The 25437-nt window shown below is 72.1% G+C and carries 23 protein-coding genes; 9 read left to right on the top strand and 14 right to left on the bottom strand.

Annotation, left to right across the window (positions count from 1 at the left end):
* Nucleotides 1–107 precede the first annotated feature (107 nt).
* Both ACIPV1_RS05615 and ACIPV1_RS05610 read right to left on the bottom strand, forming a co-directional pair.
* Nucleotides 108–1661 (bottom strand): DUF2142 domain-containing protein, encoded by a 1554-nt coding sequence (locus tag ACIPV1_RS05615; protein WP_402725913.1) that lies wholly within the window; start codon nucleotides 1659–1661, stop codon nucleotides 108–110.
* Nucleotides 1658–2143: a GtrA family protein gene (locus ACIPV1_RS05610; RefSeq protein ID WP_131881413.1), complete on the bottom strand. Its 486-nt coding sequence runs from the start codon at nucleotides 2141–2143 to the stop codon at nucleotides 1658–1660. The genes ACIPV1_RS05615 and ACIPV1_RS05610 overlap by 4 nt, the downstream gene beginning before the upstream one ends.
* A 113-nt stretch (nucleotides 2144–2256) precedes the next feature.
* Here ACIPV1_RS05610 and ACIPV1_RS05605 point away from each other — a divergent pair, with 113 nt between their 5' ends.
* The 6 genes from ACIPV1_RS05605 (at nucleotide 2257) to ACIPV1_RS05580 (ending at nucleotide 8538) form a co-directional block, all read left to right on the top strand.
* Complete coding sequence (locus tag ACIPV1_RS05605) at nucleotides 2257–3393, top strand: 5-(carboxyamino)imidazole ribonucleotide synthase (protein ID WP_131881415.1); 1137 nt, start codon at nucleotides 2257–2259, stop codon at nucleotides 3391–3393.
* A 123-nt stretch (nucleotides 3394–3516) separates the two neighbouring features.
* The gene (locus ACIPV1_RS05600) at nucleotides 3517–5187 is read left to right on the top strand and encodes a glycoside hydrolase family 6 protein (protein ID WP_402725912.1); all 1671 of its coding nucleotides are present in this window, start codon (nucleotides 3517–3519) and stop codon (nucleotides 5185–5187) included.
* 225 nt (nucleotides 5188–5412) lie between these two features.
* A complete protein-coding gene (locus tag ACIPV1_RS05595) occupies nucleotides 5413–6510 on the top strand; it encodes a hypothetical protein (protein ID WP_402725911.1) in 1098 nt (365 codons plus the stop codon).
* A 54-nt stretch (nucleotides 6511–6564) separates the two neighbouring features.
* Nucleotides 6565–7032, top strand: a complete 468-nt coding sequence (gene purE / locus ACIPV1_RS05590) for a 5-(carboxyamino)imidazole ribonucleotide mutase (protein WP_216834593.1) — start codon at nucleotides 6565–6567, stop codon at nucleotides 7030–7032.
* Nucleotides 7033–7244: 212 nt separating this feature from the next.
* Nucleotides 7245–7532, top strand: coding sequence for a hypothetical protein (locus ACIPV1_RS05585; protein ID WP_402725910.1), 288 nt, complete (start codon nucleotides 7245–7247; stop codon nucleotides 7530–7532).
* A gap of 250 nt (nucleotides 7533–7782) precedes the next feature.
* The gene (locus ACIPV1_RS05580) at nucleotides 7783–8538 is read left to right on the top strand and encodes a glycoside hydrolase family 16 protein (protein WP_402725909.1); all 756 of its coding nucleotides are present in this window, start codon (nucleotides 7783–7785) and stop codon (nucleotides 8536–8538) included.
* A 38-nt stretch (nucleotides 8539–8576) separates the two neighbouring features.
* Here ACIPV1_RS05580 and ACIPV1_RS05575 read toward each other — a convergent pair whose 3' ends face one another.
* The 6 genes from ACIPV1_RS05575 to ACIPV1_RS05550 form a co-directional block, all read right to left on the bottom strand.
* Entirely contained in the window at nucleotides 8577–9719 is a 1143-nt protein-coding gene (locus tag ACIPV1_RS05575; RefSeq protein ID WP_123292216.1) for a glycosyltransferase family 1 protein, read from the bottom strand.
* Between the two features lie 179 nt (nucleotides 9720–9898).
* Entirely contained in the window at nucleotides 9899–10750 is an 852-nt protein-coding gene (gene rfbD / locus ACIPV1_RS05570; protein WP_248704509.1) for a dTDP-4-dehydrorhamnose reductase, read from the bottom strand.
* Nucleotides 10747–11733 carry a dTDP-glucose 4,6-dehydratase gene (gene rfbB, locus ACIPV1_RS05565; RefSeq protein WP_111086003.1) on the bottom strand — a complete coding sequence of 329 codons (987 nt, stop codon included), beginning with the start codon at nucleotides 11731–11733 and terminating at the stop codon, nucleotides 10747–10749. Before rfbB ends, rfbD begins: the two co-directional genes overlap by 4 nt.
* Nucleotides 11730–13358 carry a glycosyltransferase family 39 protein gene (locus ACIPV1_RS05560; RefSeq protein ID WP_402725908.1) on the bottom strand — a complete coding sequence of 543 codons (1629 nt, stop codon included), beginning with the start codon at nucleotides 13356–13358 and terminating at the stop codon, nucleotides 11730–11732. Before ACIPV1_RS05560 ends, rfbB begins: the two co-directional genes overlap by 4 nt.
* Complete coding sequence (locus ACIPV1_RS05555; RefSeq protein WP_123292219.1) at nucleotides 13355–14914, bottom strand: glycosyltransferase family 39 protein; 1560 nt, start codon at nucleotides 14912–14914, stop codon at nucleotides 13355–13357. The genes ACIPV1_RS05560 and ACIPV1_RS05555 overlap by 4 nt, the downstream gene beginning before the upstream one ends.
* Nucleotides 14904–15845, bottom strand: coding sequence for a glycosyltransferase family 2 protein (locus tag ACIPV1_RS05550; RefSeq protein ID WP_111086000.1), 942 nt, complete (start codon nucleotides 15843–15845; stop codon nucleotides 14904–14906). Before ACIPV1_RS05550 ends, ACIPV1_RS05555 begins: the two co-directional genes overlap by 11 nt.
* 98 nt (nucleotides 15846–15943) lie before the next feature.
* On the opposite strand from ACIPV1_RS05550, the gene ACIPV1_RS05545 reads away from it, so the two are divergent.
* Genes ACIPV1_RS05545 through ACIPV1_RS05535 form a run of 3 tightly spaced genes read left to right on the top strand, consistent with a single transcriptional unit; the run spans nucleotide 15944 to nucleotide 19266 of the window.
* The gene (locus tag ACIPV1_RS05545) at nucleotides 15944–16552 is read left to right on the top strand and encodes a dTDP-4-dehydrorhamnose 3,5-epimerase family protein (protein ID WP_111085999.1); all 609 of its coding nucleotides are present in this window, start codon (nucleotides 15944–15946) and stop codon (nucleotides 16550–16552) included.
* 21 nt (nucleotides 16553–16573) lie between these two features.
* Complete coding sequence (gene rfbA, locus ACIPV1_RS05540; protein ID WP_111085998.1) at nucleotides 16574–17437, top strand: glucose-1-phosphate thymidylyltransferase RfbA; 864 nt, start codon at nucleotides 16574–16576, stop codon at nucleotides 17435–17437.
* A gap of 8 nt (nucleotides 17438–17445) precedes the next feature.
* Entirely contained in the window at nucleotides 17446–19266 is a 1821-nt protein-coding gene (locus ACIPV1_RS05535) for a glycosyltransferase (protein ID WP_402725907.1), read from the top strand.
* 128 nt (nucleotides 19267–19394) lie between these two features.
* On the opposite strand, the gene ACIPV1_RS05530 is transcribed toward ACIPV1_RS05535, so the two are convergent.
* The 6 genes from ACIPV1_RS05530 to ACIPV1_RS05505 form a co-directional block, all read right to left on the bottom strand.
* Nucleotides 19395–19940, bottom strand: coding sequence for a DUF805 domain-containing protein (locus tag ACIPV1_RS05530; protein ID WP_185094250.1), 546 nt, complete (start codon nucleotides 19938–19940; stop codon nucleotides 19395–19397).
* Nucleotides 19941–19990: 50 nt separating this feature from the next.
* A complete protein-coding gene (locus ACIPV1_RS05525; RefSeq protein WP_123292223.1) occupies nucleotides 19991–20845 on the bottom strand; it encodes a glycosyltransferase family 2 protein in 855 nt (284 codons plus the stop codon).
* A complete protein-coding gene (locus ACIPV1_RS05520) occupies nucleotides 20842–21996 on the bottom strand; it encodes a glycosyltransferase family 4 protein (RefSeq protein WP_402725906.1) in 1155 nt (384 codons plus the stop codon). The genes ACIPV1_RS05525 and ACIPV1_RS05520 overlap by 4 nt, the downstream gene beginning before the upstream one ends.
* A gap of 74 nt (nucleotides 21997–22070) precedes the next feature.
* The gene (locus ACIPV1_RS05515) at nucleotides 22071–23210 is read right to left on the bottom strand and encodes a glycosyltransferase family 2 protein (RefSeq protein WP_402725905.1); all 1140 of its coding nucleotides are present in this window, start codon (nucleotides 23208–23210) and stop codon (nucleotides 22071–22073) included.
* Entirely contained in the window at nucleotides 23129–24358 is a 1230-nt protein-coding gene (locus tag ACIPV1_RS05510; RefSeq protein WP_402725904.1) for an ABC transporter ATP-binding protein, read from the bottom strand. The genes ACIPV1_RS05515 and ACIPV1_RS05510 overlap by 82 nt, the downstream gene beginning before the upstream one ends.
* A gap of 3 nt (nucleotides 24359–24361) precedes the next feature.
* Complete coding sequence (locus ACIPV1_RS05505; protein WP_123292227.1) at nucleotides 24362–25264, bottom strand: ABC transporter permease; 903 nt, start codon at nucleotides 25262–25264, stop codon at nucleotides 24362–24364.
* Nucleotides 25265–25437: the final 173 nt, after the last annotated feature.

Raw genomic sequence — 25437 nt, 5'->3', positions numbered from 1 at the left:
ACGCGACGCGCGTGACGACGGAGCCTGGAGGGACGTGCCAGCTGGCACCGGGCCTCCCGTCCGTCTGGTGGGGCGTCCACCCCGTCAGCCGCACGCCCGACGTGTGGTCACGACGCGGGGGCGGCCACCCGACGGTCGGCACGGGCGACCTGGACGACCGACGCGACCAGGCCGACGGCCACCAGCGCGACCACGGCCACGAGCACTGCGGGCGGCACCGGCCCGATCTCCGTGTAGCGGAGCAGCCCGCGCCCCGTCACCGGGAACAGGGCGGCGTTCCAGAACCACGCCGACGCCACCGCGAACCCGTACACGCCCACGGCGGGCAGCAGGACGGCCAGCGCCACCGCGACCCACGAGCGTGCGCGTCCGGCGGGCACCAGCCGACGCCAGGCCAGGGCGCTCAGCACGATCAGGCAGACGATCGCGGGGAAGTAGTAGCGCCCCTGGGTCGCGGCGACCTCGGTGGTGGTGAGGTACGAGTGCGCGCTCGTCCGGTTCTGGATGCCGATGAGCAGAGCGGGGAACACCGCCAGGCACAGGGCCACCCGCAGGTCGGGGCCGCGCCGGAACGCCCAGCCGACGAGCACGACGAGCGCGATGACCGTCAGGACGGCCGTGAGCAGGTCGCCCATGCTGACCTGTGCCCGACCGCCGAAGCTGCCCCAGAACGTGCGCGCGAGCGTGCCCCAGCTGACGTCGAGGAAGTGCCCGAGCGTCGGGTGCTCGCCGGGCGGGAAGTCCTTCGGCGGACGCATCGCCGTGTAGCCGTTCGGCTGGATCCGGCCGTAGGCGAACCAGTTGTGCACCCACCACCACGCCCCGATGCCGCCGGACACGGCCATCGTCACCACGGTGCGGACCACCCGTTGCCGCAGCGACAGCACCCCGGCGCCGGCGAAGAGCACGACCACCGCCACGAACGGCACGGCGGGCAGTCCGGTGCCCTTGATCCAGACCAGGGCGCCGAGCACCACCGCGAGCGCGATGGTGGTGCGCCACCGGGTGTCACCGGTGAGCAGCCGGGTGGCGAGCCACACGACGATCCCGGCGACGAGCAGGACGGGGGCGTCGTTCGAGAACGAGGAACCGATGGACGCGAGCTCGGGCGTCGCGAACACGGCGAGCCCACCGACGAGCGCGGCCCGCGGCGACCGGGTGACCCGGCGGACGGACGCCCACGCCAGCAGCGGCAGTGCGGTGACGGCGAGGACGTCGGCGAGCCGCAGCGCGGTGAACGCCCGGTCCCACCGCAGGTCGCCGAAGTCCACGGCACGGAGCACGGCGGCACCGGCGAGGTAGGCGGTCGGCGGGTGCTGGGTCATCTGGTTGACGGTCGACGACGGCCCGGGGGCGTTCTGCAGCAGCTCGCTGACGGTCGACCACTCGCTGGACGGCTTCGTCGCCTGCTCGACCTTCGCGGCCTGCACCGCGTTGGTGACGTACAGGTCGCCCGGGGCGGCCCAGGCGTCTCCGAGCGCGACGTGCACGGCGGCGTCGATGTGCGCCGTCTCGTCCGGGGCCTCGAAGACCGGGACGATCAGCGCCCAGGCGACGAGCCACAGGCCGAAGGTCGCCGTGACGACGGCGATCGCCACACGCTCCCAGCGGGCGGTGCGGGGTGGTGCGATGGTGCTGGTGGTGGTCTCGTGGGCCGTCACCCGGTCGAGTCTAGGGCGCGCCCCTCGGGTGCGACGTCCGCGGCGGCGGGCTCGGAGCCGGTCCGCTCGGGGTGGTACACCCACACCTTGTAGAGCCAGAAGCGGAACACCGTGCCGAGCACCAGGCCGACGATGTTCGCGACGTTGTCGGCGAAGACCGAGGTCAGTCCCATCACGTAGTGGGACACCCCGAGGCACGCGAGCGCGATCACCATGCCGCCGAGCGAGACGACGACGAACTCGATGCCCTCGCGGGTGGCGACGGCTCGGCGCTGCTCGCGGAACGTCCAGTACCGGTTGCCCATCCAGTTGACGAAGATGGCGATGACGGTGGAGATCACCTTCGCCCAGAACGGCCCGGAGTGCACCTCGTCGGGGTTCAGGACGGTGATGCGCAGCACGTTGAACACCGTGGTGTCCACGACGAAGCCGACGGCACCGACCACGCCGAAGCGTGCCAGTTGGGCAATGAGGCGCCGCACGTGCCCTCCAGGATCCGTAGAGTTGTCGCGGGCCGTGCACAACGCGACCCGAACAGCGATTGTAGACAACGCGTTCACCCCGGATGGTGCGAACGCCGGAAGGATCACACAGCATGGCGTTGCGCGTCGGGGTCATCGGTGGGGGACAGCTGGCACGGATGATGGTGCCGGCGGCCGTCGAGCTGGGGATCGACATCCGGGTCCTCGCCGAGGGGCCGGGCATGTCGGCCGCCATCGCCGCCACGGCCGAGGGCGACTACCACGACGTCTCGACGGTGCTGGCGTTCGCCCGCGACGTCGACGTGGTGACGTTCGACCACGAGCACGTGCCCCAGGACGTCCTGCGCGCCCTGGTCGACGCCGGTGTGGCCGTCCGCCCCGGACCCGGTCCGCTGGCCGTCGCCCAGGACAAGATCACGATGCGCACGAAGCTCTCCGAGCTCGGCCTGCCGGTGCCGGACTGGGCCGCGGTGCACGACCCCGACGAGCTCCGGGCCTTCCTCGACGAGCACGGCGGCCGCGCGGTCGTGAAGACGCCCCGCGGTGGCTACGACGGCAAGGGCGTGCGGGTCGTGTCCGACCCCTCGGACGTCGACGACTGGTTCATCGCCGTCGCCGAGGCCGGCGGCGGGCAGGCGCTGCTCGCCGAAGAGCTCGTCCCGTTCACCCGCGAACTCGCGCAGTCCGTCGCCCGCCGCCCCTCCGGCCAGGTCGTCGCGTGGCCGCTGGTCGAGACCGTGCAGCGCGACGGTGTCTGCGCCGAGGTCATCGCCCCTGCGCCCGACAGCGCCGGACGCATCGCCGACGTGACGGAGTCGATCGCGGTCCGGATCGCCGAGGAGCTCGGGGTCACCGGGGTCCTGGCCGTCGAGCTGTTCCAGACCGCCGACGAGCGCATCCTGATCAACGAACTCGCGATGCGACCGCACAACACCGGTCACTGGACGATCGACGGTGCGACGACGAGCCAGTTCGAGCAGCACCTGCGTGCCGTCCTCGACCTGCCGCTCGGTGCCACCGGGTCGTTCGCGCCGGCCGCCGTGATGATCAACGTGCTCGGCGGACCGGCCGACGGCGACCTCGCCGCCCGGTACCCGGCCGCGCTCGAGGCGTTCCCCGAGGCGAAGTACCACTTCTACGGCAAGGCCCCCCGGCCGGGTCGGAAGATCGGCCACGTGACGGTGATCGGCGACGACGTCGACGACGTCGTCTACCGGGCACGCGCGGCCGCGGCGCACTTCGACGACTGACGAGGGGGTGTCGGCACTGTTGCCGACACCCGCTCGGGTGCCACCCGCACTGGCGGCTGGCCGCCACTGCGGGCGCATGGTGCCATGGACGGGTCAGGGGTCCGATCGTCCAGGGGAGTGTCCATGCGCCGCCGTCCGCGCCGTGTCGCCGTCTGCGGCGCCGCCGTCGCACTCACCGCCCTCGTCGGCGGGCTGCTGCCCGTCGCGTTCGGGTCGAGCGCCACCGCCGCGACGTCCGCGACGACCATCCGCTCCGCATCGGCTGCGTCGCTGTACGGTGCCGGTCCGTACCGGTCGCCCACGAGCGAAGCAGCGAAGGCGGCCACCGCGCTCGCCGCCTCGGCCCCCGCTGGTGCCGCCGCGGCGTCGACCATCGCCCGGTACCCCGTCGCGACGTGGCTCGGCGAGTGGACGCAGGGGACCCAGCTGACCAAGACGATCAGCACGGCGGTCTCGGGGGCCGAGCAGTCCGGCACCACCCCGGTGTTCGTGCTGTACGCGATCCCGGACCGGGACTGCGGCGGGTACTCCGCCGGCGGGTTCTCCGAGGCCTCCTACGACGCCTGGGTCGACCAGGTCACCGCGGCGCTCGCCGGACACCGCGCCGCCGTGATCGTCGAACCGGACTCCCTCGCGATGCTCAGCAACGCGAAGTGCAGCACCACGCTCGACGAGCAGCGCTACCGGATCCTGTCCCGCACCGTCGCCGGGCTCACCGCCGCCGGGGTGCCCGCCTACCTCGACGCCGGCAACTCGAACTGGGTGCCGCCCGCGACGATGGCCGCACGGCTGAACAGTGCCGGCGTGCAGCAGGCCCGCGGGTTCTTCACGAACGTCGCGAACTACTACCCGACCGCGCAGGAACAGGCCTACGCGCAGAAGGTCTCCGGTGCGACCGGGGGATCGCACTACGTGATCGACACCTCGCGGAACGGGCAGGGCTGGCGGGGGACCTGGTGCAACGGCCCCGGCGCCGGACTCGGCACCTCGCCCCGGGTCGCCACCGACGGCACCGCGCTCGACGCCCTGCTGTGGGTGAAGACCCCCGGCGCGAGCGACGGCACCTGCAACGGCGCCCCCGCCGCGGGCAAGTGGTGGTCCTCCTACGCCCAGGCCCTCGTCGCGAACGCCCGGCTCGGGGTCCCCGCGGCCGACCTCGCGCCGCAGGGATCGCTCGAGGTCGTCGCCGGCACCGGTGGCGGCGTCCGGGTCCGGGGATGGGCCTTCGACGAGGACGACCCCACGCAGCCCGTCCGGGTCCGCGCCACCGTCGACGGCGTCGCCGCTGGAGCCGTGACCGCCGGACTCCGCCGCACCGACGTCGACGCCGCCGCGGGCGTCGGGGCGACCCACGGCTTCGAGGCCGTCGTCCCGACTGCCGCCGGCGCTCGCCGGGTCTGCGTGACCGCGGTGAACATCGGCGCCGGGTCGGACACCACGCTCGGGTGCGCCACCGTCCGCGCCTTCCGGCACGACCCCTACGTCGCGCTCGAGTCGGTGACGGGGAAACGGGGCGGCATCAGCGTCCGTGGCTGGGCCTTCGACGGTGACGCCGTGTCCTCCGCCAGCACCGTCGCGATCACGGTCGACGGCAGACGGGTGACGTCGTTGTCGGCGGGACGCGTGCGCGCCGACGTCGACCGGACGTGGGGCTCTGGCACGAAGCACGGCTTCGCCGGCACCGTCGCGCTCAAGGCCGGCAAGCGGACCGTCTGCGCGGTCGCGCGGAACACCGGCACCGGGAAGGACCGGAAGGCGAGCCCCTGCCGGACGGTGACGGTGGCGCGGCGCTGACCGCTCGGGCCCGTTCCGCTGGCAACCCCGTACCGTGCGAGGTGCGAGGTGCCGGTGCTGCCGTTGCACGGTGCGGCACTGCTCACTCGGTGCGAGGTTGATCGCTGGGTGCGGTCATGCAGGCTCGCACGGAGCGGTCAGCGGGCTCCCCGGCGACGAACTCCGCACGGTGCGCGTCCGATCACTGCGTACGAGCCCGGTCGCCCGGTGCGAGAGGATGGGCACATGCCGCGTGATCTCGTCCGCCGGGCCGCTCGTCGACTCCGCCGGGTCGTCGCCGGGACGCCCCCCGTGCCCGCTCCGCTGCCGGTCCTCGGCTACGTCGTCGCGGGCGGTGACGGCGCCCACCCCGCATCCGCCCACGTGCGCGTCGTCCGGCGCACCGAGCACCTGGCGGCCAGCGGCACGGCCGAGGTCCGTCAAGTCGACCCCGTCGCGTTCGTCGACGGGACCGACACGACGTCGTACGCCGCCGTCCTGGTGCAGCGCGACATCCTGCCGCGCGACGCCGTGCAGCCCTTCCTCGCGGCGGCTGCGGCCCGCGGCGTCCGCGTCGTCGGCGAGGTCGACGACGACTTCTTCACCGAGTCCGGCCGCCAGCGCCTCGCCCGCGCCGAGTACGACCCGGACCGCCTCGCCTCGATCGACGCACTGGTCCGCGGTGCCGACACGGTCGTCGTGAGCACACCGGAGCTGGCCGAGGTCGTGCGCCCGGTCGCCCGCGACGTCACGGTCGTGCCGAACGCCCTCGACCCGGGGCTGTGGACCGCCGGCGCGACCGAGGACGACGACGATCGTCCCGGAGCAGAGCACCGGGTGCTGTACATGGGCACGCTCACCCACGCCGCCGACCTCGAACTCCTGCGCGACGTCTTCACCGACCTGACGACCACCGACGGCACGCCGATCCGGCTCGAGGTCATCGGGGTGACCGACGAGGGCGGCGCCGACTGGTTCCGCCGCGTCGAGGTGCCGGACGGCCACTACCCGGCGTTCTCCCGCTGGCTCGTGGCGCACCGGGAGCGCTGGCGTGCCGGTGTCGCGCCCCTGCGTGACGAGGAGTTCAACCGCGCGAAGAGCGACCTGAAGTTCCTCGAGTACACCGCACTCGGACTGCCAGCAGTGGTCTCGGACCGGCCCTCCTACGCCGTGGCACGGGCCCACGGGGCCGTCGCGGTGCCGGACGACGTCGGGTCCTGGCGTGGTGCGGTGCGCGCCGCCGTCGAGCGCGGGACGGCCGACGAACGGGCGGTCCGGTGGGTCACGGGGGAGCGCACGATCGGCCGTGACGACGACGCCTGGCGCCGCGTGCTGCTCGGCTAGGCTCGTCGCGTGACCGACACCGACGCACCCGTCCAGCCGCTCGTCTCGATCATCATGGGGTCGGACTCCGACTGGCCGACGATGCGCGCTGCGGCCGACATCCTGGCCGAGCTCGGCATCCCGTTCGAGGCGGACGTCGTGTCGGCGCACCGCACGCCCGACAAGATGACCCGGTTCGCCCGCGGCGCCGCCGAGCGTGGCATCCGCGTCGTGATCGCCGGTGCCGGTGGCGCCGCGCACCTGCCGGGCATGGTGGCCTCGATGACGACGCTGCCCGTCATCGGTGTCCCGGTGCAGCTCGCACGCCTCGACGGCCTCGACTCGCTGCTGTCGATCGTGCAGATGCCGGCCGGCATCCCGGTGGCGACGATGGCGATCAACGGTGCCGCGAACGCCGGACTCCTCGCCGCGCGGATCATCGGCACCTCGGAGCCCGCGGTCGCGGCTCGCCTGACCGAGTACGCCGACGGCCTCGAGCGACTGGTCGAGGAGAAGGCCGCGCGCCTGCGCGACTCCCTCTAGCGTTCCGCGCGCCTGCGCGACTCCCTCGAGCGTTCCGCGCGGGTGGCCCCGGGACCGTCGAACGGGTTCCCGCCGTTCAGGACGCCGTATGCGATCGCGTTCGTCCGGTCGTCGCAGGCACGGTCGAGCGTCCGCGTCGCTGTCCGGACGACCTCGCCGGTGATCGGTCGGCCGCATTCCTCGCATCGGGTCATGCGCGCTACGGTACCGCCATGCCCGCTCGTCTCCGTCGCCACACCGCCGCCCTCGTCCTGGTCGGTGTCGCGGTCGTCGCAGCCGTGGTGTGCGCTGTCGCCGCACGCGGTGCCGGCCCGATGAACCCGGTGTCCTGGTGGCTCCGAGGCACGGACGAGCACGTCGTCGCGACGAAGTCGCAGTTCGACTCGTGGCTCCTGGCGTCGCACGTGGCCGAGGTCGCAGCGGTGGTCGCGGTCGTCGCCGTCCTCGCCGCGGTCGTCACCGCCGTCGTGTCGTCACGCCGCCGTCGCACGCGGGTCTGAACACCACCGCCTGCCGGAGCCCACGAGTCGCCGGCAGCCCCAGAACGGGGGACGCAACACGGCGCTGATCAGCACTTCTTCGACGTAGACGGAACGTTCTGCAACCCCCGCGTACTGGGGATGCGCCGGTTCTGTCAACCCCGCGCGCGGGCTGCATTTCGCAACTACGGTGAACGGCGGGTGGTCGAGATCCGGCCGCCCGGCACCCACGGGAACGGGTGCGAACCGTCACGTCAGGGAGTGACAGCTCATGCAGAAACGTGCAACCAAGCGGGCCGCACTCACCGTCGTGCTCCTCAGTGCCGCACTCGTCGCAGGACCGCTCGGCACGGGAACCGCAGCGTCCGCAAGCTCGGCACCGATCGGCAACGTCGGGAACTTCAAGCAGACCTTCCGCGAGAACTTCAGCACGGCGGCGGCGGCCAAGGGGAAGTTCGCCACGACCTACGCGAAGTCGTGGCAGCCCTACCCGGACGGCACCGGGGGCATGTACTACTCGGGCGCCCAGATCAGCTCGCACAACGGGTACATGGACGTCAAGCTGGACGGCAAGCACGGCGCTGCCGGCACCTTCGGCACCCCGTCGGGTGCATGGGGGCACAAGGGGGGCAAGTTCATCGTCCGCGCCAGGGCGACCGGCGGCGACGGGAACGGCGCCGCGTTCATGCTCTGGCCCTCGTCCGACAAGTGGTCGGACGGCGAGATCGACTACCCCGAGGCGAACTTCGAGCAGCAGCCGATGCTGCACCACCACTCGATGACCCCCGGCCAGGAGGTCAACGCGACGAGCCTGAGCACCGGCGTCTCGTGGCGGTCGTGGCACACGTACTCGATCGAGTGGATCCCGGGGAAGTCGGTGCGCTACCGCCTCGACGGCAAGGTGATCAAGACGATCACGAAGCACGTGCCGAAGACCGCGCACCGGTACATGTTCCAGGTCGGCAACTGGGGCGCCACCGGCCACCTGTACATCGACTGGGTCAGCACGTACACCTACAAGAAGTGACGTACACCTCCGAGAAGTGACGTGACGTCCGCGCCGGCTCAGAGGTCGGCGTGCAGCTGCCAGGTCTCGGCGGCGGAGTCGCTCCAGTCGTACATCCGGGCACGGTCCGGCCCGGCGACGGCGAGCTGCCCCGCGAGCAACGGGTCGTTGACGACCTGGTAGACCGCCTGCGCGATCCGCTCCGGGTAGGAGTCCCGCGGGTTCCGGGCGACGGTCACCCCGGCGTCGGACGCGACCTCGGCCACCGCGGGGTCGTCGGAGTGGATGACCGGGGTGCCGAAGCTCATCGCCTCGATCACGGGCAGGCCGAAGCCCTCGGCGAAGCTCGGGAACACGAACACCGTGGCCCGGTCGTAGACCACGGCGAGGTCGGCGTCGTCGATCCGCCCGAGCACCTTCACCCGGTCGCGGGCGAGCCCGGCGCGCTCGGCGGTGCCGTACACGTCGACGTCGCCCCAGCCGTCCGGGCCGGAGATCACGAGCGGGATGTCGGCGGGAGCGTCGGGGTGCGCGAGCGCCTCGATCAGGGACCCGAGTGCCTTGCGTGGTTCGAGCGTGCCGACGGCCAGCACGTAGCGGTCCGGCAGGCCGAGACGCTCGGCGCGCAGGTCGGCGTCGACGGGCAGCCGCAGCCGACCGCTCGGAGCTCCGCCGATGACCCGCAGTCGGTCGTCGAACCGGTGGATCTCGTTCAGTGCGCTCGCGACCGCGTGGGTGGGCACGACGACGGCGTCGGCGTGCTTCCACGCGCGCTTCACCATCGCCTTGTGGAAGTGGACGCCGCGGGGCGTCAGGGTCTCGGGGTTCGTCCACGGCACGGTGTCGTGCACGGTGACGACGGTCTGCCGGCCCGGGTCCTGGAACCGGTCGTGCTTGACCAGGGGAGCGAGGACGCTCGGCGCGTGCACCATGCCCTTCGCGATGCCACCGACGAAGCCGCCCTGCCACGCGAGCGAGAGTTCACGACGGGCCAGCGGCAGACGCTGCAGGTCGGACAGACCGGGCAGCAGGGTGCGCAGGTGGGCCATCTCGTCGGAGCTGACCGCGGACACGACCCCGGCGACGTCGCAGCCGCTCGGCGCGTTCGCCACGAGGTGCCGAGCGAGCTCTTCGGCGTACCGCCCGATGCCACCCGGAACGGGTGCGACGACCTGGTCGACGAGGACGTGGAGGGTGGTCATGGTGCTGCTCTCCTCGTCGTGGTGATGGGGCCGAGGACCGGCCCGGCGCCCGGCTGCCCGACCCTACCAGGGCCGGTGGGCCGCCCCCTGGAAGCCGCGGCAGGAGACCGGGACGGGAGGCCCGGATCACGTTCGCGACGCGGCGGACGTGATCCGGGCCTCCCGGTCGACTGCCGTGCCTACTTCGTCAACGCTCCTGCGGCCACCGCGGCGCGCAGCGCCTCGCGCCAGTCGCGCATCGGCGCCAGGCCGGCGCGCGACCAGCCGTCGTGGCCGAGCACGCTGTACGCCGGGCGCGGCGCCGGCCGGACGAACGCGGCGCTGTCGGTCGGCAGGACGCGCTCGGGGTCGAGCCCGAGCTCGGTGTAGATGGCGCGGGTGAAGTCGAACCACGACCCCTGCCCGGCGTTGGTGCCGTGGTAGACGCCCGCGGGGGCGTCGCCGTCGACGAGCTCGACGATCCGCGCGGCGAGGTCGCCGGTCCACGTCGGCTGACCGACCTGGTCGGTGACGACGCTCACGGTGTCGTGCGAGCCGGCCAGCCGGAGCATCGTCGCGGCGAAGTTCGGTCCGTGCGCGCCGTAGATCCAGGCGGTGCGGACGACGTACGACGTGTCCGGGGCGATCTCGCGCACGAACGCCTCGCCCGCGGCCTTGGTGCGGCCGTAGGCGTTGATCGGGTCGGTCGGGGCGTCCTCGGCGTACGGGGCGGTGCCGTTGCCGTCGAAGACGTAGTCCGTCGACACGGTGACGAGCTTCGCGCCGTGGCGGACCGCGGCCTCGGCCAGGAGCTTCGGGCCGGTCGCGTTGACGGCGAAGGCGTCGTCCTCGTGGCCTTCTGCGTCGTCGACCTTCGTGTACGCGGCGGAGTTGATCACGACGTCGTGTCCGGCGACGGCGGCGTCCACCGCGGCCGGGTCGGTGATGTCGAGCTCGGCGCGCGAGAGTGCCGTGACGTCGCGGCCGGCGAGCGCGGCCTGGAGGTCACGGCCGAGCATGCCGGCGGCGCCGGTGATGAGGTACCTGGTCATGCGATCGCTGCGCGCTCCTTGAGCGGCTCCCACCACGAACGGTTGTCGCGGTACCACTGCACGACGTCGGCCAGGCCCTGCTCGAAGGGGACCTGCGGCTCGTAGCCGAGCTCGGCCTGGATCTTCGAGATGTCGACCGAGTAGCGCAGGTCGTGCCCGAGGCGGTCGGCGACGCGGTCGACGTACGACCAGTCCTTGCCGGTGGCGTCGAGGAGCAGCTGCGTGAGCTCCTTGTTGGTGAGCTCGGTGCCGCCGCCGATGTTGTAGATCTCGCCGGCGCGGCCGCGGGTCAGGACCATCGCGATGCCGCGGGTGTGGTCGTCGACGTGCAGCCAGTCGCGGATGTTGTTGCCCTCGCCGTACAGCGGGACGTGCACGTCGTCGATGAGGTTCGTGACGAAGAGCGGGATGACCTTCTCGGGGAAGTGGTACGGCCCGTAGTTGTTCGAGCAGCGCGTGATCGAGAGGTTCAGCCCGTGGGTGCGGTGGTAGCTGCGGGCGAGCAGGTCGCTGCCGGCCTTCGACGCCGAGTACGGGGAGTTCGGCTCGAGCGGTCGTTCCTCGTCCCACGAGCCCTCGCTGATGGAGCCGTAGACCTCGTCGGTGGAGACGTGCACGAAGCGCTCGGTGCCGTGGCGGAGCGCTGCGTCGAGCAGGCGCTGGGTGCCGACGACGTTCGTCTCGACGAAGATGCCGGAGTCGCGGACCGACCGGTCGACGTGGGACTCGGCGGCGAAGTGCACGATCGCGTCGACCGTCGGGACGACCTCGTCGAGCTTCGCGGCGTCGCGGATGTCGCCGTGCACGAAGGTGTAGCGGGGGGAATCGGCGACCGGTGCGAGGTTCGCTTCGTTGCCGGAGTAGGTCAGCGCGTCGTAGACGACGACCTCGGCGCCCTCGAGGCCGGGGTACGCGTCCTCCAGGGTGCGGCGGACGAAGTTCGAGCCGATGAAGCCGGCCCCTCCGGTGACGAGGATCTTCACGAGTTCTCTTTCCTGACGGTCGGTTCGTGGGTCGGCGGCGATTCTAGCGGGAGCCCGCTGACGGGGGTGGTCGTGGTGCTCGGCACGGCGGCCGTGGTGCTCGGCACTGCGGCCGCGCGCCAGACGAACACGGCGGCTGCGATGGCGGCGGCGAGGAACAGCGCGCCGGCCAGCGCGATCGGGAGCGGCCCGGCGAGCGAGCCACCGGCCATCGCCGACAGGCCGCCGGGGGTGACCCGGAACTGGACGTTCTCCCACGCGCCGCGGTACGCGATGCCGATGCCGTACAGGGCGATGGCGAACGAGCCGACGGCGGCGATCCGGGCGAGCCGGCGGCGCAGTTCCGGACGGACGACCAGGGCACGCCACGCCACGGCCTGCGACAGCACGAGGGCGACGACGGCCACGAACAGGAACCGGCCCTGCAGCCCGTTGCCCTGGTGCGTGCCGAGGTAGTTCCGCCAGTTGTAGGCAAGGGTCGCGACGACGACGAGCACCGGCCAGACCAGGGCGATGGTCATCACCCGGCGTCCGGCGCCACGACGCGCGTACGACCAGCCGAGGGTGACGAGACCGACGATCGCCAGGGCGTCGACGACCATGGGCGGCAGTGGCCACTGGTTCGCGCCGAAGTCCCCGAAGAACGAGGCGGTCAGGCCGTCCCACTGCCGACCGGCGAACGCGCCGGGGTTCGCGCCGCCCGACGGGTACGGCTGCACCGTGGTCACGCCGCGCAGGGCGTCCGGCAGCAGGGTCCCGCTGACGAGCAGCGTGCGGACCCACCACCAGCCGGACACGGCGGCGGCAGCGACGACGACCACGCCGGCGCGCAGGGCCGACCGGCGCCACGGACGTGCGGCGCGCTGGTCGCGGTCGCGGTCGCGGTCGCGCTCGCCGCGCTCGTCGCGGGCCAGCGCGAACACGAGCACGACGAACGGCACCGCCAGCAGACCGAGCGCGCTGATCGCCGCGAGCCCGGTCACCGCCACGGCCAACCCCGCCGTGGTCCACCACGACCGGTCACCGGTGAGCACCCGCACGCTCAGCCACACGAGCACGGCGCCGAGCAGGATCATCGGTGCCCACGACGTCACGCCGGCGGCGACCTGCGCGAGCTGCGGCACGGCGAAGAGCAGCAGCGGTGCGACCAGGGCGGTCCGCGGCGACCGCGTCACCCGGCGGACGGTCGCCCACACGAGCACGGGCAGCGCGGTCACGAGCACGACGTCGAACAGGCGCAGGACGAGCACCGAGGTGGCCCAGTCGTGCGCCCCGAAGCGGATCAGGCGCAGGATGCCCGCGGCGACGAGCCAGTACGTCGGCGGGTTCTGCGACATCGGGTCGATGGCGGGGGCGTCGCCAGGGACCGCTGCCAGGAGCGCGTCGACCGTGGGGCGGTCGACGGCGGGCACCGGGTGTTCCACGATCTGCCGGATCGCAGCGAGGTAGTGCATCTCGCCGCCGTGCGGCCACCCGAGGCCGAGCGCGAGCCGGAACGCGGCGTCGACGTGGGCGGGCTCGTCGGGGGCGCCGAACGCGGGGGTGAGCAGGGCGAAGCCGAGCAGCAGGCCCAGCCACGCGACGGTGATCGTGCCGAGCACGACCCACTCGCGGCGGGCGGTCACGCCGTCACCGCCGTCCGGCGCACGAAACGCACCAGCAGGACCGCCGTGGCGATCAGCGCGACCGCTGCCACGGTGGCCAGCGTGAAGTTCCCGCCGGCGGCGAGCATGCCGTACTGGTCGAACTTGACGATCGAGAACTCGTCGATCCAGAACGCGGCGTCGCGGCCGAACGCCCGGAGCGCGTAGACGACGCCGTAGAGGGCGATGGCCGTCGCTGCGACGGACATGCCGACGGCCAGTCGTGTGGCGCCGGCCGCGGTGACGGTCACGCGCCGCCAGGCCAGGGCGCTCAGGGCGATGAGGGCGATGAGGGTTGGGTAGTAGTAGCGGCCCTGGGTGCCGGCGACGATCGTGTTCCGCACGTAGCCGCCCCACCCGCTCTGCATGTGCAGGGCGATCAGGATGACGGGGTACGACGCCAGGACGATCGCGGGTCGCAGCGACGGGCCGCGGCGGAACGCCCAGATGACGATGCCGGCGATCGACACGATGGTCAGGCCGTCGATCAGGAACTGGGCGAACTGGAACTGCGTCAGACCGCCGACGCTGCCCCAGAACGTGCGGGTCACGCCGTTCCAGTAGTCGCGCAGGAAGACCTCCGGACTGGCGGCGGTGTCGTCCGGGAACGGCATCGACGGGCGGGCGTAGGCCATGCCGTCGGGCTGGATCGCGTGGTACACGAGGATGTTCCGCAGCCACCACCAGCCACCGACGACACCGGCGATCCCCAGCGTCCAGGTGGTGCGCAGCACGTTCCGCCAGACGGTCGCGCGGGTGCAGCCCGCCGCCATCACCGCGATCCCGACGAAGGGGACGGCGGGCAGGGCAGTTCCCTTGGTCAGCAGCATCGCGCCGAGCAGCAGGCCGATCCACACCGTGGTCCGCACCCGCTGGTCGCCCGTCAGCAGCCGGACGACGAAGTACACCAGCGCACCCGCGAGGGGCAGCATCAGGGCGTCGTTCGTCACCGAGGTACCGATCGACGCGACCTCGGGGACGGCCAGGATCGCCGCCCCGCCGACCACGGCAGCCCGGGGCGAGCGGGTCAGCCGACGCACCGTGGCCCACGCCAGGAACGGCAGGGGCAGCACGAGCAGGGCGTCGAACAGCCGCAGGGCCATCACGGCGTGGTCCCACCGCAGGTCCTCGAAGTGCACCAGGTGGAGCACCCCGGCTGCCAGCGCGTAGTACGTGGGCGGGTGCTGCGACATCTGGTCGATGCTCGTCGGGTGCACGCCGGGGAACTCCCGCAGCAGCTCGCCCCACGTCGCGTTGTCGGACGCCGGCTGTCGCAGGTTGCTGATCTGCGTGTCGTGCGTGGCGTTGAGGTAGTGCATCGCGCCCGGCTCCGGCCAGGCGTCACCGATCGCCAGGTGCAGGACGGCGTCGACGTGCGTCGGCTCGTCCGGCGCCTTGTAGGTGGTCGTCACGATCGCCCAGACCGCCAGGACGGCGGCGAACGCGACCGTCAGGGCGATGACGACGACGCGCTCGGCACGGTCGACCCGTGGGCGGGCGACGGTGCCCGACACGGCCGGGGCCGTGTCAGTCGCCATACCGCTGCAGTTTCTGCAGGTCGAGCTGCTCCTCGGCCAGCGTGCGGTTGAGGCGGGTGAGGTCGGCGACGACGCCGATCACGATGGAGAGCAGCGCCGTGATGAGCAGCACCACACCGAGGATGATCGACTGCAGGTGGTTGCCGGGGGTCTGCATCGCGAGCAGCACCAGGTAGCGGACGAGCGGCCAGAGCCCGAGCCCGCCCAGGATCACGCTGACCCAGGCGAAGAGCGCCATCGGCCGGTACATCAGGTAGACCCGGGCGATCGCGGAGCCGGACTCGAACATGTGCTGGAAGATGTTGCTGAACAGCCGGGACTCGCGGGTCTTCGGGTTCGTCGTGATCGGCACGGACGCGATCGCCAGGCGCTTGTAGCCGGCCTGCACGATGGTCTCCATGCAGTAGCTGAAGCGCGTGACGATGTTCAGGCGGATCAGCGAGTACTTCGAGTACGCGCGGAACCCGCTCGCGGCGTCGGGCAGGTCGAGCCCGGCGGCGCGGCTGGCGACCCACGACCCGAAGCGCTGCATGAGCTTCTTGAAGCCGGAGAAGTGCTCGATCGTGCGGGTCTGCCGGTCGCCGATGACGATCTCGGCTTCCTTGCGCAGGATCGGCTGGACGAGCTCGGCGATCTGCGCCTGCGGGTACTGGTTGTCGCCGTCGGTGTTGACGACGATGTCGGCACCGTGCAGCAGGGCGTAGTCGACGCCGTCGCGGAACGACCGGGCGAGCCCCATGTTGGTCGTGTGGTGCACGAAGTGCTTGACGCCGTGTTCCTTGGCGACCTCGACGGTGCGGTCGGTGCTGCCGTCGTTGATGACCAGGATCTCGATCTCGTCGATGCCGTCGATCTCACGCGGGATCGAGTCGATGACGCTGGCGAGGGTGTTCTCCTCGTTGAGGCAGGGGATCTGGACGAATAGCTTCACGGGCTCGCTTGGTCTCGTTTCGGGAGTCGCAGCGCGCGGGGCGCGGGGCACAGAACCAGGACAGCCTATGCGATGCGCCACCTTGCTAGGCTTCCCCGGTGCAGATCCGCGAACTGAAGATCCCCGGCGCGTGGGAGTTCACGCCCGTCCAGCACGGCGACGCACGAGGAGCATTCCTCGAGGCGTACCGGGCCGACGTCCTCGAAGAGACGGTCGGTCACCCGCTGGACCTCCGCCAGGTGAACATGTCGATCTCGTCGGCCGGCGTCGCGCGGGGCATCCACTACGCCCTCGTCGCCCCGAGCCAGGCGAAGTACGTCACCGCCGTCCGTGGCGCCTTCATCGACTACATCGTCGACATCCGCGTCGGTTCGCCGACGTTCGGGCAGTGGGACTCGGTCCGCATCGACGACGTCGACCGCAAGGCCGTGTACCTGTCCGAGGGCCTCGGCCACGCGATCGTCGCGCTCGAGGACCACTCCACCGTGAACTACCTGGTCAGCGCGCACTACGACCCCCAACGCGAGAAGGGGATCACGATCCTCGACCCGACCGTCGGGCTCGAACTGCCGGACGGCATCGGTGAGCCGGTGCTCTCCGAGAAGGACACGAGCGCCCCGACGCTCGAAGCGGCCGCCGCCGCCGGTCTGCTGCCGACGTACGAGGAGTGCGTGGCCTACACCGAGTCTCTCCGCACGACGAAGTAACGAAGGAAGGAAGCGATCCCGATGAAGGGCATCATCCTCGCCGGTGGATCCGGCACGCGCCTCTGGCCGATCACCAAGGGCATCAGCAAGCAGCTCATGCCGATCTACGACAAGCCGATGGTCTACTACCCCCTGTCGACCCTGATGATGGCCGGCATCCGCGAAGTGCTCGTCATCACGACGCCGGAGTACAACGAGCAGTTCAAGGCCCTGCTCGGCGACGGCTCCGCCTTCGGCATGGAGATCCAGTACGCCGTGCAGCCGTCCCCGGACGGGCTCGCGCAGGCCTTCGTCATCGGCGAGGACTTCATCGGCGACGACAGCGTCGCACTCGTCCTCGGCGACAACATCTTCCACGGCACCGGCCTCGGCACGAACCTGCGGAAGAACACCGAGGTCGACGGCGCGACGATCTTCGCGTACCACGTGGCCGACCCGAAGGCCTACGGCGTCGTGGAGTTCGACGACGACTTCACTGCCGTCTCCATCGAGGAGAAGCCGGCCGAGCCGAAGTCGAACTACGCCGTCCCCGGCCTGTACTTCTACGACAACAAGGTCATCGAGATCGCGAAGACGATCGAGCCGAGCGCCCGTGGCGAGCTCGAGATCTCGACGGTCAACGAGCGCTACCTCGAGGCCGGTGAACTCGGCGTCCAGGTCCTCGACCGTGGCACCGCGTGGCTCGACACCGGCACGTTCGAGTCGATGATGCAGGCGTCCGAGTACGTCAAGGTCATCGAGGACCGCCAGGGCTTCAAGATCGGGTGCATCGAGGAGATCGCCTGGCGCAACGGCTGGATCGACGACGCGCAGCTCGCCGAGCTCGCCGCGCCGCTCGTCAAGGGCGGCTACGGCGTCTACCTCCAGCGGCTCCTCGGCGCCTAGCACCGCCCGTGGCGTCCGGTTCTGGGTGGTTCGGTCGCCGTCGTCGCGACACGACGGCTGCCGACCACCCCGACCGGGAGGCCCGTCCCGCGCCCGCATCGACGACTGACGTCGTCCGCGTGGCCGGCTTCGACGACCCCCTGCCGCACCCGGACCAGGACGTCACGGTCCTCGTCACGACCCGGTCGGACCGGCACGCCGAGGTCGCGCGCCTCGTCGCCGTCGCCCGCGAGGCCTTCGGCCGTGACACTGACGTCCGCACCGTGAGCTACGTCGCCGACGCCTCGCCGCGCGATCCGTTCGGTCGTCGCCTGCCGTGGGTGCGGACCGTGCCGGTCGACGGCCTGGGGTCCGCGATCAACGCCGGCCTCGCCGCCGGGGTCGGACGGGTCCTCGTGCTCGTCGACACCTCGGTGACGATCGATGCCGCCGGTCTCCTGGCACTCGCCGCGGCCGACGCGGTGGCACAGGCACGGGTCCGCCTGCCGGACGGCGCACTCCGCTCCGGCGCCCGGCTCCTCCGTCCCGGGGCGCTGCCCTGGTCCGACGACGCCGTTCCCGGAGGCGCCGCCGAGGACGCCGACGCCGTGTTCGCGGCGGACCAACCAGTGCTCTCGATGCCGGGGGCGGCGCTGATGCCGGCACCGTGCCTCCCGGACGAACGCATGACCCTGACTGCCTGGACCCGCGCCGTCGCCGATGTCCACGGCGGACCGGTGCGCGTCGTCGGTGCGGCGACCCGCTCGGTCGAGGCCGGCCGCACGGTCGACGCCGCGACCGTCGACGCGTTCAGCGCATGGCGGGACCGTGGGCCAGCGACACGTGACGTCGTGGCCGGGCCGCCGCTGCCGCCGTGGGGAGCGCGACCGGTGACACCGGTCCGCCGGACGACCAGCAGCGCCACCGACCCGCTCACCTGGTCGCTGAAGATCGCCGCCCCCGCCGGGCCCGAGGGTGACGGCTGGGGCGACGTGCACTTCGCCGCCGAGCTGGCCGGGGCACTCGAGCGGCTCGGGCAGCGCGTCCGGATCGACCGCCGTGACGCCCACGTGCGGGACGACGATGCCTCGGACGACGTGACGCTCGTGATCCGCGGGCTCGACCGGGTGCCGCCGAACCCCGCGTCGGTGAACCTGCTCTGGGTGATCAGCCACCCCGACGACGTCTCCGACACCGAGCTCCGGTCGTTCGACGCGGCCTTCGCCGCCGGGCCGGTCTGGGCTGCTGCGGCCGCAGCGCGGTCGGGGATCCCGGTCCGCACGCTGCTGCAGGCGACCGACCCCGCGGTGTTCCACCCGGGCGCGCGGGCGACGACGAGCCCCGATGCCGACCGGGTGGTGTTCGTCGGCTCGACCCGCGGCGCCGCGCGCCCGGTGGTCGCCGATGCCGTGGCGCTCGGAGCCGACCTGCGCGTGCACGGCCCGGGGTGGCAGGGCGTGGTCCCCGACGCAGCGCTCGGCGAACCGTCGCTGAGCCGGGCCGAGGTCGCCACGGCCTACGCCTCGGCGCGCGTGGTGCTCAACGACCACTGGGCGGACATGGCGGCCGGTGGCTTCGTGTCGAACCGGGTGTTCGACGTGTTGGCGTCCGGGGGAGTCGTCGTCACCGACGAGGTCGCCGGGCTGACCGAGGTGCTCGACGTCCCGACGCTCGCGGTGGCGCGTTCCCGTGACGAGCTCGCCGCGCTCCTGGACCCGGCACGAGTGTGGCCGTCCGCTGCCGAGCGGGCGGCGGTCGCGTCGCGCATCGCCGCGGAGCACTCCTTCGATGCCCGAGCCGCCGTGCTGCTGGACGCAGCCCGAACCGAACGCGCCCGCCTCCGCGCCTGAACCCGTCGCTCCGCGTCGACGAGTCCCGTCCCGAGCTGCGCCCCGCCGCGGTCATCGCGCCCCGACTCTTCTGGGCGCGATGACCGTGCCGGGGCGCGCCCGGCGTCGATCCGGATCGGGCGAGCGGGTCAGGCGGCGCGGTGGGCGACGGGGAGTTCGGCGCCGGACGGGTCCGGGTCCGGGTCCGACGGGAGCGTCGGGCGCCAACTGCGGCGCAGGGCACCGAGCAGCAGGAACAGGTCCAGGATCGGGAAGCCGCCGAACAGCGCGATCCACGCCGGCGACCCGATGTCGCGGAGTCGTCGCGCGCCGAGTGCCAGGTTCGGGATGACGGTCAGCACGCACCACACGAACAGCACCCACTGCGACGGCGGCCCCTGGGCGACGACGTGCCAGCCGTCGGGGCTGCCGTTCAGGCTCAGGACGGACTGCCCGATCCCGAGGAACCCGGGGGTGTTCTGGAAGGTCGACATCGAGTCGTCGGCGTCCGGGATCCCGGTGGCCATCGGCACGAACGTCACGACGAGCCAGACCACGAGCACGTCGACGGCGCGTGCCCACCAGAACTCGGCCCGGCTCGCACGGGCACGGCGGAACGTGAACGCCCCCGTCCAGTAGCGGCGGGCGGCGTCGATCGGGCCGCAGCCGAGCCAGGGTTCCGGGTCGCGGTGCACGACGCTGAGCCTAGTGGGGTCGCGCACGGCCCTGCAGGCCCCCGACCGGGCTACTTGCGTGTGACCCAGCGGGCGCGGGCGGAGAGGCCCGCGTGCAGGGCGACGCGCAGCGGCCAGAGCCACCACGCCCGGTACTTCCGCGACAGGAACCGGTACGCGCTGCGGTGGTGCTCGATCTCCATCCGGCGCCGGTTGGACGACGTCGAGTGCGCCCCGGTGTGGGTGACCACGGCCGTCGGCACGTACACGTTCGCGCGGCCGGAGCGACCGACGCGCTGGCCCAGGTCGACGTCCTCGAAGTACATGAAGTACGACTCGTCGAACCCGCCGAGCTCGCGGAACACCGACGTCCGGATGAGGAAGCACGCGCCGGACAGCCAGCCGGCCTCGCGCTCGACGACCTGCGTGGTGGACCAGTACCGCTGGCTCCACGGGTTGGCGGGCCAGAACCGCGAGAACGCCGCGTGGCCGAGCCCGGTCCGGAGCGACGGCAGCTGGCGCGCGGAGGGGTACGTCTCACCCTGCTCGTCGAGGATCCGCGGCCCGAACGACCCGCCGGACGGCAGCCGGTCGGCGGCGCGGACGAGTTCGTCGATCGAGCCGGGTGCGAGCACGACGTCGGGGTTCGTGACGAGCAGGAACTCGGGGCGGACGTCGGGCAGGACGTCGTCGAGGGCGCTCAGTGCGGCGTCGATGCCCCCGCCGTAGCCGCGGTTGCCCCCGGAGGACACCACGACGGCACCGTAGGACTCACCGATCGCCCGCAGTGCGTCGATGTCGGCGGAGCCGTTGTCGGCGATCACGACGGCGACCGGCTCCGAGGACGCCGCCGCGACGCTCGCCAGGAACGGCCGGATGGTCTCGCCGGTGTTGTAGGTGACCGTCAGCACGGCGACGCGGATCACCGGGTACCCCCGGCCCGAGCGTCCCGGGCCACGGCCGTGTAGGCCTCGACGTGCACGGCTGCCGTGGCCTCCCACGTGAACGAGGCGGCCCGGGCCAGCGCGGCCGCCCGGTGCGACGCGACGAGCGACGGGTCGTCGAGCAGCCGCGTCATCGCGGACGCCAGTGCGGGGGCGGACGGCTCGGTGTACACCGCTGCGTCACCGCCGACCTCGGGGAGTGACAGCCGCCGGGTGGTCAGGACGCAGGCGCCGGAGGCCATCGCCTCGACCACCGGCAGCCCGAAGCCCTCGCCGAGCGACGGGTAGACGACGAACTCCGCGCCGCCGAGGTAGCCCGCCAGGTCCTCGAGGGGCAGGTAGCCGGCCTCGATCACGTGGTCGTCCGGCTGCAGCGCGTCGAGCCGGGCGATCGCGGACTCGTCCCAGCCCCGCGCTCCGGACAGCACGAGCCACGGGGCGTCCGCTCGCGCGGAACGCACCGCGGCGTAGGCGTCGAGCAGCGCGGTGACGTTCTTCCGCGGTTCGATCGTGCCGAGGAACGCGATCCACGGCGCACCCTCGGGCAGCGTCGCGGCGATCCGGGCGTCCTCGACCTCGGCGGTGGACGGCTCGTGGAACACGGCACGGTCGACGCCGAGCGGTGCGACCCGGACGTCGGCGCGGATGCCGGTCACGACCCGTGCGGCCTCGGTCGCGGTGGCCGCGCTCGGCACGATGACGACCGGGCGGGAGCGCAGGGACCGGCGGCTCCACCAGGTGAAGAACGTCCGCTTCAGGCGGGAGTGCCACTCGGGGTTCGAGAAGAACGTGGCGTCGTGCAGGGTGACGACGGATCCGCCGCGCCACGCGAACGGGAACGTGTAGTGCGGGGAGTGCAGCACCTGCGCGCCGAGCCGACGGCCGAGCGCCGGCAGCCCGGTCTGCTCCCAGAGGAACCGGAGCGGCACCGAGTCGGTCCAGCCCGGCGCGGTGTGCACGGTCGCGTGGGGCGCGACGGCGGCGAAGTGCGGAGCGTGCACGGGTCGGACCACCAGGTGGACGTCGAGCGCCGGGTCGGTCAGGTGCGACACGACCCCCTCGACGTAGCGGCCCACACCGCCGAGTGCACGCGGTACCGCGGTCCCGTCGACGAGGACGGTGAGCTGCGGCACGCGAGGGTCCTTCCGAACGGGGGCGCCACGGTCGGGTCCGTCGGCGGGGGAGTGACCAGGATAGCCCTCCGCGCTCATGCGCCCGGGTCCACGCTGCGGCGCGGGACGGACGCGCGCCGCGACTCGCGGAGCCGCCGCGCGAGGTGCGACGGGAGCGCCCCGACGACGTCCGCGAACGCTGCCAGGACGAGCCGGGCCTCCCGTCGGGTGGGAGCAGTGAGCAGTCCGCGCAGGCCGCGGAAGAGGGTCCGGGCGCTCGCCCGCAGGACGGTGCCCCACGGCGCGTGCCAGAGCGCGACGACCATCCGGTTGCGCGCGTTGCGGAAGAGGAACAGGTCGCTCTGCACCCCGGACGACGCCGAGTGGTCGTGCTCGACGACCGCGTCGGCCGCGTGTTCCACGCGCCAGCCGCGTCGGCGGAGTCGCCACGTGAGCTCGGTGTCCTCGTAGTACATGAAGAGCGACTCGTCGAGCAGGCCGACGTCGTCGAGGGCGCTCCGCCGCAGGGCGGAGGCCCCACCGGAGAACCCGAAGACGTCGACGTCCGCGACGCGGTCGACGGGCGCGAACCAGTCACGGTCCATGCCGTTGCCGTTGCGGTCGACGCGCACACCGGTCGAGTTGAGCCGCACGTCGCCGTCGGGCGACGGCGTCCACGAGCGGCCGTCGTGGCCCTGCAGCACGCGCTGGCCGGGTGCTGGCGTCGCGCCGACCGGGAGGCTCGTCCAGCGTCCGGCGAGCACGATGCGGCCCGTCACGGCCGCGACCTCGGGCCGCGCCTGCGCCAGGTGGTCGCGGAGCGCCGCGACGAAGCCCGGCGCGGGGACCGCGTCGTTGTTGAGCAGCACGACGACCTCGGCGTCCGCGTGCCGGATGCCGGTGTTGGCGCCGGCCGCGAACCCACCGTTGTGCTCCCGCGCGACCACGTCGACGTCGGGCAGCTCGCGGCGGAGGACGGCGACGGAGTCGTCCGACGAGCCGTTGTCGACGACGACCACCTGGTCGGCCGCGCCGTCGGCGAGCACGGCGCGGACGGCCGCGGTCGTCAGGTCGGCGCGTTCCCAGTTGACGACGACGACCGCGGTGCGCGGGACGCCCGGGGTCCGGACGTCGGTGCCGTCGTCGGTCGGGCTCAGTCCAGCTCCTCGATCGAGGGCTGCGCGTAGACCGTGCCCACGGCGTTCTCGAACCCGGGCACCTCGAACGAGTCGCACTCCGGCATGTCGTGCAGGTGGCGGCCGGCGGAGTCCATCATCGACACGTTGATGAAGTACTTGCCGGTGCCGAACGCGGTGTCGGCGATCCGCAGGCGGAGCTTCCGGCGACCGTGCAACGGCTGCAGTTCGAGGCCCATGATGCCGGTGGTGGTGCCGTACACGACCTGGCCGCCGGCGTTGTTGATCTGCACCGCGGCCTCCCAGTCGGCGATGCCGTCCAGGTGCTCGAACTCCATGTCCACGACGAGGTCGTCGCCGGGCATGACCTCGGCGCGGGGCTCCTTGCCGTCGACGCGCACGCTCGCGCCGAGGACCTTGCCGCGGCCGACGGCGACGTCGGTGCTGAGCTCGCCCTGGCGGCGTTCCTCGAGGACCTCGCGGAACATGCTCACGGCCTGGACGGGATCGCCGTCGTGCAGCACCTTGCCCTTGTTGAGCAGGACCACCCGGTCGCACATCTCCTGCACCTGGCTGAGCGAGTGCGTGACGATGATGATCGTCTTGCCCGCCTCTTGGAAGGTGCGGATGCGGTCGAGGCACTTGCGCTGGAACGCCTCGTCGCCGACGGCCAGCACCTCGTCGACGAGCAGGACGTCGGGGTCGGTGTGCACGGCGACGGCGAAGGCGAGTCGCACGTACATCCCGGATGAGTAGAACTTCACCTGGGTGTCGATGAAGTCGCCGATCCCCGAGAACGCCAGGATGTCGTCGAACTTCTCGTCGGTCTGCTTGCGGCTCAGCCCGAGCAGCGACGCGTTGAGGTAGACGTTCTCGCGCCCGGACAGGTCGGGGTGGAAGCCGGCGCCGAGCTCGAGCAGGGCAGCGAGGCGACCGCGGCGGGACACCGTGCCGGAGGTCGGCTGGATGATGCCGCCGATCGCCTTGAGCAGCGTCGACTTGCCGGAGCCGTTCTGGCCGATGAGGCCGACCGTCGAGCCGGCCTGGATCGACACGGTGACGTCGTCGAGGGCCCAGAAGTCCTGGCGGTGCTTGCGGCCGGCGCGACCGAGCGTGACGATGCGCTCGCGCAGGGTGTTGTCCTTGCGGACCGTGAAGCGCTTGCGGACGTGGTCGATGACGATGACGTCCGGGCGCTCGGCGGTGCCCTCGGTGGGCGTCGGGGCGACGGGGGTGCTGATGGCCATGGTCTACAGCTCCTGCGCGAAGTTGCCCTGCAGACGGGAGAACACCCGCTGCGCGCCGAGGAGGCAGAGGACACCGATGACGAACGCGATGCCGAGGCGCAGCATCAGGTGGTCCGGGTACGTGACGTCGGCCGGGTCGTGCAGCCAGATCGCGTTCTGCATGCCGAGCACGGCCAGCGTCAGGGGGTTGTTCGTGTAGGCGGTGATGAGCCAGTCGGTGTTCACGGTGGCGACCACCCGCGAGTACGAGTACACGATCGGCGAGGCCCAGAGCAGGACCATCAGGCCGACGTCGATGACGAACTGCACGTCGCGCAGGTACACGTTGAGCGCGGACAGCACCAGGCCGATGGCCGCGCCGTAGACGAGGATCACCGCGAGCGACGGGATCAGGTAGACGAGCCCCTCGTGGAACGGGAAGACGCCGATGACCACGGTCGCGGCCAGCAGGATCGCGAACTGGATGGTGAAGTTCACCAGGGCCGCGCCGACGCTGGCGAGCGGGAAGACCTCGCGCGGGACGTAGACCTTCTTGATCAGCCCGGAGTTGCCGACGATCGAGCCGGTCGACCCGGCGACGATCTCGCTGAAGAGCGTGTAGGCGGTCAGGCCGGTGAAGACGTAGATCGCGAAGTTGTCGATGCCGTTGGCGGCGCCGAGGACCTTGCCGATGACGAAGTAGTAGATGAGCAGCTGGGTCAGCGGGCGCACCAGCGTCCACACGAACCCGAGCGCCGAGTCCTTGTACCGCGCCTTCAGGTCGCGTCGGATGAGCATCCCGAGCATCTCGCGCTGCCGGAAGACGTCGCGCAGCTCTCGCCAGGTTCCGCGGAAGGCGCTCGTCGGAGCGCCGATCACGACGAGGGGTTCCTTCGCGAGCGCCGCCATGCGGGCTTGATCGACCATACGTCTCTTCGTTCGTGGGGGCAGGACCGGAACAGCATACTCACCGGGCCCGCGCGGCAGGGATGGGCGACGGCCGTCGTGCACCCCGAGCGGGGGTGATTCCGGACCGATCCAACCCTCAACCTTCACTTTGGGGTTACCGTTGTCGCAACCCGGACCCTTGTCAACATCCA

It is taken from the genome of Curtobacterium sp. NPDC089991 (assembly GCF_044748425.1).
Classification (GTDB): domain Bacteria; phylum Actinomycetota; class Actinomycetes; order Actinomycetales; family Microbacteriaceae; genus Curtobacterium.
Note: the sequence above shows the minus strand (reverse complement) of the source record. Positions and strands in the feature narration are given on the sequence as shown.

Coding starts and splice junctions, on each gene's coding strand:
- rfbA (WP_111085998.1), top strand. CDS start 16,574: ATGAAGGGCATCATCCTCGCCGGTGGATCCGGCACGCGCCTCTGGCCG.
- ACIPV1_RS05575 (WP_123292216.1), bottom strand. CDS start 9,719: ATGACCACCCTCCACGTCCTCGTCGACCAGGTCGTCGCACCCGTTCCG.
- rfbD (WP_248704509.1), bottom strand. CDS start 10,750: ATGACCAGGTACCTCATCACCGGCGCCGCCGGCATGCTCGGCCGTGAC.
- purE (WP_216834593.1), top strand. CDS start 6,565: ATGGGGTCGGACTCCGACTGGCCGACGATGCGCGCTGCGGCCGACATC.
- ACIPV1_RS05605 (WP_131881415.1), top strand. CDS start 2,257: ATGGCGTTGCGCGTCGGGGTCATCGGTGGGGGACAGCTGGCACGGATG.
- ACIPV1_RS05595 (WP_402725911.1), top strand. CDS start 5,413: ATGCCGCGTGATCTCGTCCGCCGGGCCGCTCGTCGACTCCGCCGGGTC.
- ACIPV1_RS05510 (WP_402725904.1), bottom strand. CDS start 24,358: ATGGCCATCAGCACCCCCGTCGCCCCGACGCCCACCGAGGGCACCGCC.
- ACIPV1_RS05585 (WP_402725910.1), top strand. CDS start 7,245: ATGCCCGCTCGTCTCCGTCGCCACACCGCCGCCCTCGTCCTGGTCGGT.
- ACIPV1_RS05505 (WP_123292227.1), bottom strand. CDS start 25,264: ATGGTCGATCAAGCCCGCATGGCGGCGCTCGCGAAGGAACCCCTCGTC.
- ACIPV1_RS05555 (WP_123292219.1), bottom strand. CDS start 14,914: ATGGCGACTGACACGGCCCCGGCCGTGTCGGGCACCGTCGCCCGCCCA.
- ACIPV1_RS05580 (WP_402725909.1), top strand. CDS start 7,783: ATGCAGAAACGTGCAACCAAGCGGGCCGCACTCACCGTCGTGCTCCTC.
- ACIPV1_RS05600 (WP_402725912.1), top strand. CDS start 3,517: ATGCGCCGCCGTCCGCGCCGTGTCGCCGTCTGCGGCGCCGCCGTCGCA.